Origin of the sequence: Micromonospora noduli, from assembly GCF_003264365.1 — a bacterium.
GTDB classification, from domain to species: Bacteria; Actinomycetota; Actinomycetes; order Mycobacteriales; family Micromonosporaceae; genus Micromonospora; species Micromonospora noduli.
This window is the reverse complement of sequence record NZ_PYAK01000142.1, coordinates 1-621: the sequence shown is the minus strand read 5'-3', so window position 1 is coordinate 621 and position 621 is coordinate 1. Positions and strand designations below refer to the sequence as shown.

Sequence of the window (621 nt, the reverse complement as noted above, 5' to 3'; positions counted from 1 at the left end):
GGGTCAGCTGGTGGCGTAGCCGCGGGTGGCGATCCAGTCGGCGAGGTGCTCGACGCTGATCTGGTAGGCGGCCTGGTTGGGGTCGGCGGAGTCGGCGATGGTGACGGTGTTGCCGTTGTCGTGGTAGCCGACGACGCTGATGTAGTGCCCGCCCTCGTAGGAGTGGGTGTTGCCGTCGGTGTCGGTGCTGGTGCCGGCGATGTTGGCGACCACGGCCCGGCCGTCGTCGACGGTGCGGACGATGTCGGCGCGCAGGGTGTCGGTCTGCTTGGCGTCGGCGTCGGGGGTGCTGATTTCCACGGACCGGTAGGCGTCGTTCTTACCGGTTTCCTTGTTCAGCACGGGGGTGATGTCGTTGATGGAGTTGGTGCCGGCCTCGGTGGTGCCCATTTCCTTGGCCATGTCATCGACGTTGATGTTCTTGCCCTGCACGGACAGGGCGTTACGGGTGGCGGCGGGCCCGCAGTAGTAGAAGTTCGGCTGGGCCTCGTAGCGCACGCCCAGTTCCCGCTCGCTGTGGCCCTTGCGGTCGGTCTGGGTCTGGGTGGTGGGCTTGCTGGTGGTGGGTGCGGCGAAGGCGGTGGTGACGGGGCCGGCGATGGCGCCGCCGGTGAAGGCGAG

General features: G+C 68.0%; 1 protein-coding gene. It reads right to left on the bottom strand.

Annotation, left to right across the window (positions count from 1 at the left end; genetic code table 11):
- Positions 1–3: 3 nt before the first annotated feature.
- The coding region (locus GUI43_RS33310; protein WP_112700730.1) for a C39 family peptidase at positions 4–621 on the bottom strand (618 nt) is incomplete at its 5' end.